Source organism: Streptomyces sp. NPDC001100, assembly GCF_053598575.1.
In genome coordinates this window covers 24,777-31,741 of the sequence record NZ_JBSFKO010000004.1, presented here as the reverse complement: position 1 = coordinate 31,741, position 6,965 = coordinate 24,777, and the positions used below count along the sequence as shown (strand labels likewise).

The following is a 6,965-nucleotide window of genomic DNA, read 5'->3' as shown; positions in this document are numbered from 1 at the left end:
CGGGACGGTATCCATGTGCGGCCCCGCCGTGCGGGCGCGACCAGCCACAACGGCGCCGCAGACAACCGACAACCCGCCCCGCCCTCCACAGCGGAGCGATCAGCGATCAGCGACCCGCATCTCGAACCACGTCGTCTTGCCCCGCGGCAGCAGATCGACTCCCCAGCGGTCGGAGAGTTTGTCGACGAGGAACAGGCCGCGACCGCTCAGGTCCATCTCCTGGACCGGCATCAGGCAGGGCAGACCCCGGGAGGGATCGCGGACCTCGACGCGGATCCAGCCACGGCGGCGCTTCATCCGCAGTCCGAACACCCGGGCGCCCGTGTGCCGTACGGCGTTTCCGACCAGTTCCGAAACCAGCAGGACGGCGTCCTCGGTCATTTTCGGGCTGAGTCCCCAGTGCCGCAGGACGACGATCTGGGTGAGCCGGCGGGCCGCGGCGGCGGACTCGGGGCGGGACGGGAGCGGAACTTCCGCCTCCGTCGGATCACCGAACAACTCGATCGCCTTGAGCGCCCGCTCGTCCTCGACCGCAGGCGACCAGCGCGCCGCGGTCGCACGGCCTTGTCCCCGCGGCTGTCCGATACCTTCCAGCCCCGCCATGCGTCCATCATGGCCGCCTCGAACGGCCTCCGGGGCGGTTCCGGAGGAATACGCCCCCTGGAAGCACCCGTTCCGCGACATCCGATTGGCATATGCCAAAGGCATTTCGGTGTCGGCCGCAACCCCTCCGACCTGCGGTGAAGGCTCTGTTGGCGGCAATCGACAGGCTCCCTCGACAAGGCAGGCTTAAGGTCACCTTAAGGTTCCCATAAACCATCCCGTCGAGGTACCTGTATGAGACATCGCGTCAATTGCAAGTGGCTGAGCGGTATTTGACCGTCCGGTTCAGCGGAACTTCGCCTTGCCGGGGCCCTCTTCGACGAAACTGCGCATCCCGATCTCACGGTCCTCGGTCGCGAACAGCCCCGCGAACCAGGTGCGTTCGACCGCGAGCCCGGTCTCGATGTCCGTCTCCAGACCGGTGTCGATCGCTTCCTTCGCCGCACGGAGCGCGATCGCCGGTCCCTGCGCGAGCTTCGCCGCCCACCCGTGCGCCTCCGCGTACACCTCGGCGGCCGGCACCAGCCGGTCCACCAGGCCCAGTTGGAGCGCCTCCTCGGCCTTGACCATACGGCCGGTGAAGATGAGGTCCTTCGCCTTCGACGGGCCGATCAGCCGGGCCAGCCGCTGAGTGCCGCCCGCACCCGGAATCAGACCGAGCAGGATCTCCGGCTGCCCCAACTTGGCGTTGTCCGCCGCGATCCGGAAGTCCGCGCACAGCGCCAACTCGCAGCCCCCGCCCAGCGCGTAGCCGGTGACGGCCGCGACCACCGGCTTGGGGATCCGGGCCACCGCGGTGAACGAGTCCTGCAGCGCGCGCGACCGCACGACCATGGCCGCGTGGTCCATACGCTGCATCTCCTTGATGTCCGCGCCCGCCGCGAACACCTTCTCCCCGCCGTAGATCACCACGGCCCGCACGTCCTCGCGGCGCGTGGCCTCCTCGGCGAGTTCCTTGAGGCGGTCCTGGGTGGCGGTGTCCAGCGCGTTCATCGGCGGGCGGTCGAGGCGGATGGTGCCGACGCCCTCGGCGACTTCGAGATTCACGGTCATGCACGCAGGTTAACGTGCGCTAACGACAACGGGCCCGGTGCTGTCGGTCACAGCGCCGGGCCCGCAGTACGTGTCTAGGAGAGCGTCACGCCGTCCACTTGGCCCACGACATGTTCCAGCCGTTGAGCCCGTTGTCGGGTGCCACGGTCGCGTCGTTGGAGTTCTTGACGACCACGACGTCACCGAGGATCGAGTGGTTGAAGAACCACGCGGCCGGGACGGTCTTGCTGTAACCGCCCTTGACGTCACGGAGGCCTATGCAGCCGTGGCTGGCGTTGTAGTTGCCGAAGGCGTCGCCGCCCCAGTAGTTGCCGTGGACGAAGGTGCCGGAGTCGGTCAGGCGGGTGGCGTGCGGGACGTCCTTGATGTCGTACTCGCCGCCGTAGCCGACCGTGTCACCGTTCATCCGGGTCACGGTGAGCTTCTCGCTCATGACCATCTGGCCGTTCCAGGTGTCGTAGCCGGGCTTGCCGGTGGTGACCGGGATGGTCTTGATGGTCCTGCCGTCCTGGGTGACCTTCATCGTGTGCTTCTTGGCGTCGACGATGGAGACCTGGTTGCGGCCGATGGTGAACTTGACCGTCTTGGTCTGCTTGCCGTAGACGCCCGAACGGCCTTCGACGCCGTCGAGGTTGAGCTTGACGGTGACCTTGGTGCCGGACTTCCAGTAGTTCTCGGGGCGGAAGTCGAGGCGGTCGTTGCCGAACCAGTGGCCCTCGACGTCGACGGCCGGCGAGGTCGTGATGCTGATCGCCTTCTTCACGTCCTCGGGGTGCGTGATACCCCGGGTGAAGCGGATGGAGAACGGCATGCCGACGCCGACCGTGGAGCCGTCCTCGGGGGTGAAGTAGCCGACGAAGGTGTTCGCCGGGGTCAGTGTGGTGAAGCTGGAGTCCTCGGCGGCGACCCGGCCCGCGGAGTCCTTGGCCACCGCGTGCACGGTGTACTTGGTGGAGGCGGCGAGATGCGTCGCGGGAGTCCAGGTCGCGCCGCCGCCGGTGATCGCGCCGTCGACCTTGGCACCACCGGCGTCCTTCACGGTGACCTCGGTCAACTTGCCCTTCGCGGCGCTGATCTTGAGAGCGCCGCTGGTGTCGACCGCCTTCGAGCCGTCCTTGGGGGCGATGGTGACGACGGCCTGTGACTGCTTGGTCTGGGCCGTGTCCGAGGCCTTGTCCTTGCTGTCGCCGGAACCGGAACCGGAGTTGGAGCCCCCACCACCGCCTCCGCACGCGGTGACGGCGAGCAGCAGCACGCCGAGGATCAGCGCCAGCAAGCCCTTGTTTCTCCGGCCGCGCGCGTCAACCGACGCCCCCGATATCGGTCGCACGTTCAAGACTTTCTCCCCTCGCCGGGCCCGGTCCGGCCCGCACCCCTTTGCGCATCTGACGTGCGCGTCCGCGCATATTAACCGCCAGGATTTGAGCTTCGTGTCAGGCAAATGTCACCGTTCGGTCGCAACTTCAACTGCCGCCCGACACAGGCTCCCCGCCCCCGCTCCGATCACTCGCAGGCACAGGTCACTTGAAAGCACCGGTCGCTTGAAGGCACCGATCACTTGAGGGCACTGCCCGCCTTCCACTGCGTCCAACCCATGTTCCACCCGCCGAGACCATTGTCCGGAGCGACCTGTTTGTCGTTGCTGTGCACGACCTCGACCACGTCCCCGACGATACTGCGGTCGAAGAACCACCCGGCCGGGGTGTCAGAGCCGCCGCCCTTGACGTCCCTCAACCCCACACACCCGTGGCTGACGTTGACGTGTCCCGGAGCGTCCGGCGCCCAGTAGTTGCCGTGCAGGAAGGTGCCGGAGTCGGTGAGCTTCATGGCGTGCGGGACGTCGGGGATGTCGTACTCGCCGCCGAAGCCGACCGTGCGGCTGTTCATACGAGTCACCTCCAGCATCTCCATGACCACCATTTTCCCGTTGTACGTCGTCCGCCCGGGGGCACCGGCGGTGATCGGCACGGTGGCCAGGAGGTCGCCGTCGCGCCGTACCTCCATGGTGTGCTTGGCCGCGTCGACCAGGGAGACCTGGCTGCGGCCGACGGTGAAGGAGAACGTCTTGTACTGGAGGCCGTAGACGCCGGGTGCGCCTTCCACGTCGCGCAGGCGGAGGGAGACGGTGACCTGGGTGCCGGGTTTCCAGTAGGACTCGGGGCGGAAGTCGAGGCGCGCCTTGCCGAACCAGTGCGGGCGGACCTCCACGGCCGGCTTCGCGGTGACGTGGATCGCGCGCTCGACGGCGGCCCGGTTCTCGATCTCCCGGTTGAAGCCGAGGGAGACGATCATCCCGGTGCCGACGGTCGCGCGGTTCTCCGGGGTGACGTATCCGATGAACCGTTCGTCGGGGACGTAGGTGGTGAACGTGGTGTGCCGGGCGGAGCGGCGCCCGTCGCCGTCGAGGGCGACCGCGTCGACGGTGTACCGGGCGGCGAGGGCGAGTTTCGGGTCCTCCGGTTCCCAGCGCAGTCCGTCGTCGGAGACACGGCCGGGGACGGGGGTGTCCTGGGCGTCCTGCTCCTTGACGACCTGCACCGACTCCAGGCGCCCGCTGGGCACCTTGACCAGCAGCCGCTGGTCGGGTTTGACGCCCTTGGCGGTGTCGTCGGGCGAGATCCGGATCACGTCCTCGGGCGCCGGTGCCTTGCCGAAGAGCTCGTCGATGCCGCCTCCGCCCGAGTTGTCGGAAGTACAGCCGGTGGCTCCGGCCAGCAGTCCTGCCCATGTCAGTACGGCGGCCAGTGCGACCCCTGCGCGCCGCGCGCGCCCTTGTGCATGCCTCACGGGGTGCCCAACGAGCGGCCCTGCCTCAGGGAAACGTGAGTGCGACCCAAGCTCTGGGCAGAACAGTGGGGAGGATGACAGGACAGGGGCTCGCGACCGGGACGTCGGGCGCCCTTCACCTCGTCGTTCCATGAGCCGCAGGAGGCCGGACGGTGTCGAGCGCAGCCGAGCAGGAGGCCGTGCAGGAGGGGCGCGTCGACGGCGACGGCGTGCCGGTGGAGCGTGCCGTGGAGGCCCTCCCGGCACCACGTGCCGCCCCCGTGCTGAACGGCGCCCCGCACCCAGCACCGACCGTGCCCGTGTGGCCGGGGACGCCGATGCCGCTGGGGGCCCGGTTCCGGGTCGGCCCGGACGGGGTGGCGGGCACCAACTTCGCGCTGTGGGCGGGGGGCGCGGAGGCGGTCGAGCTGTGCCTCTTCGACGAGCGGGGGGTGGAGACCCGTGCCCCGCTGACCGAGCTGACGCACGAGATCTGGCACGGCTTCCTGCCGGGTGTCCTGCCCGGGCAGCGCTACGGCTTCCGGGTGCACGGCCGCTGGGACCCGTGGACCGGCGCCCGCTGGAACCCGGCGAAGCTGCTCCTGGACCCGTACGCGCGGGCGGTGGACGGCGAGTTCGGGCTGCCGCCCGAGGTGTACGCGCATGTCCGGGACTGGCCGCAGCAGCAGGTCGCGGACACCGTGCGCGACGACCGCGACTCGGCACCCCACGTTCCCAAGGGTGTCGTGGTCCACGACGACACCACCGACGACGAGTGGATGGACGACCGCCGCCCGAAGACCCCGTGGGCGGATTCGGTGATCTACGAACTCCACGTGGGCGGCTTCACCAAGCTGCACCCCGGGATACCCGAGGAACTCCGGGGCACCTACGCCGGGTTGGCGCACCCGGCCGCGATCGAGCACCTGGTGAAACTGGGCGTGACGGCCGTGGAACTCCTGCCCGTCCACCAGTTCGCGCACGAGGACCATCTGCTGCGCAAGGGCCTGAAGAACTACTGGGGTTACAACTCCATCGGCTACTTCGCCCCGCACGCGGCCTACGCGGCGACCGGTACGGCGGGTCAGCAGGTCGGCGAGTTCAAGCGGATGGTGCGCGCGCTGCACGAGGCCGGGATCGAGGTCATTCTCGACGTGGTCTACAACCACACTGCGGAAGCTGGTGAGTTGGGCCCGATGCTGTCGTTGAAGGGCATCGACAACCGCGGCTACTACCGCCTGCAGAGCGACGCCCGCCGCTACGCCGACTACACCGGCTGCGGCAACACCCTGCACGTCGTCCAGCCGCACGTCCTCCGCCTCATCACCGACTCCCTCCGTTACTGGGTCACCGAGATGGGCGTCGACGGCTTCCGCTTCGACCTCGCGGCGGCGCTGGCCCGCTCGATGCACGACGTCGACATGCTGTCGCCCTTCCTCGCCGTGATCGCTCAAGACCCGGTGCTACGACGGGTGAAGCTGATCGCCGAGCCCTGGGACGTCGGCTCCGGCGGCTACCAGGTGGGCGCCTTCCCGCCCCTGTGGACGGAGTGGAACGACCGCTATCGCAACGCCGTCCGGGACTTCTGGCGCGGCGCGCTGCCGGACGTGCGGGACCTCGGGTACCGGCTGTCGGGGTCGAGCGACCTGTACGCGTGGGGCGGCCGGCGCCCGTACGCCTCCGTCAACTTCATTACGGCGCACGATGGTTACACGCTCCGGGACCTGGTGTCGTACGAGCGCAAGCACAACGAGGCCAACGGCGAGGGCAACCGGGACGGCACGGACGACAACCGGTCCTGGAACTGCGGGGTCGAGGGCGAGACCGACGACGAGCGCGTACAGGCCCTGCGGCGACGGCAGTTGAGGAACCTCCTCACGACGCTGCTGCTCTCCACGGGCGTGCCGATGCTGGTCGCGGGCGACGAGCTGGGGCGGACGCAGCGCGGCAACAACAACGCCTACTGCCAGGACAACGAGATCAGTTGGGTGGACTGGGAGCTGCGGGACGACCCGGGCTGGCGGGCGTTGACCGACCTCACCGCCCGGCTGATCGACCTGCGCCACCGCCACCCGGTGCTGCGCCGCCGGGCGTTCTTCTCCGGGCGGGCCCATTCGGCGGACGGCATAAGGGACTTGGCCTGGTTCACCGCGCGCGGCACGGAGATGACTGAACGGGACTGGTACGCGCCCGCCGCCACCCTCGGCATGTACCTCTCCGGGCGGGACATCCCCGGCCGCGACGAACGCGGAGACCCGATCCTCGACGACAGCTTCCTCGCCGTACTCCACGCGGGCGACCGCCCGGTGAGCTTCGTGCTGCCGGGGCCCCCGTGGGCGGAACGGTACGAGGTGGTCGTCGACACCTCACGGGAGGAGCAGGGCGAAGCGCCCGGGGTGGTGCACCGGGCGGGGTCGGCGATCACCGTGCCGGCCCGGTCGGTGCTGTTGCTGAGGGTGGGCTGAGGGGCGGAGGGGGCCGACCGGGGCGACGTTTCAGCTCCGTGAACTCCCGGGCAGATGCCTGGGCACGGGGGCGGGTCG

At 69.2% G+C, this 6,965-nt stretch carries 5 protein-coding genes; 1 reads left to right on the top strand and 4 read right to left on the bottom strand.

Annotation, left to right across the window (positions count from 1 at the left end):
* Nucleotides 1–99: 99 nt before the first annotated feature.
* The 4 genes from ACWDEW_RS06535 to ACWDEW_RS06520 form a co-directional block, all read right to left on the bottom strand.
* A complete protein-coding gene (locus tag ACWDEW_RS06535) occupies nt 100–603 on the bottom strand; it encodes an ATP-binding protein (protein ID WP_019074483.1) in 504 nt (167 codons plus the stop codon).
* A gap of 285 nt (nt 604–888) precedes the next feature.
* Nucleotides 889–1,656, bottom strand: a complete 768-nt coding sequence (locus ACWDEW_RS06530; protein WP_450510220.1) for an enoyl-CoA hydratase/isomerase family protein — start codon at nt 1,654–1,656, stop codon at nt 889–891.
* Nucleotides 1,657–1,741: 85 nt separating this feature from the next.
* Nucleotides 1,742–2,992 (bottom strand): L,D-transpeptidase, encoded by a 1,251-nt coding sequence (locus ACWDEW_RS06525; protein WP_450510218.1) that lies wholly within the window; start codon nt 2,990–2,992, stop codon nt 1,742–1,744.
* Between the two features lie 218 nt (nt 2,993–3,210).
* Complete coding sequence (locus ACWDEW_RS06520) at nt 3,211–4,443, bottom strand: Ig-like domain-containing protein (protein ID WP_450510216.1); 1,233 nt, start codon at nt 4,441–4,443, stop codon at nt 3,211–3,213.
* Nucleotides 4,444–4,595: 152 nt separating this feature from the next.
* On the opposite strand from ACWDEW_RS06520, the gene glgX reads away from it, so the two are divergent.
* Complete coding sequence (gene glgX, locus ACWDEW_RS06515) at nt 4,596–6,887, top strand: glycogen debranching protein GlgX (RefSeq protein WP_450510214.1); 2,292 nt, start codon at nt 4,596–4,598, stop codon at nt 6,885–6,887.
* Nucleotides 6,888–6,965: the final 78 nt, after the last annotated feature.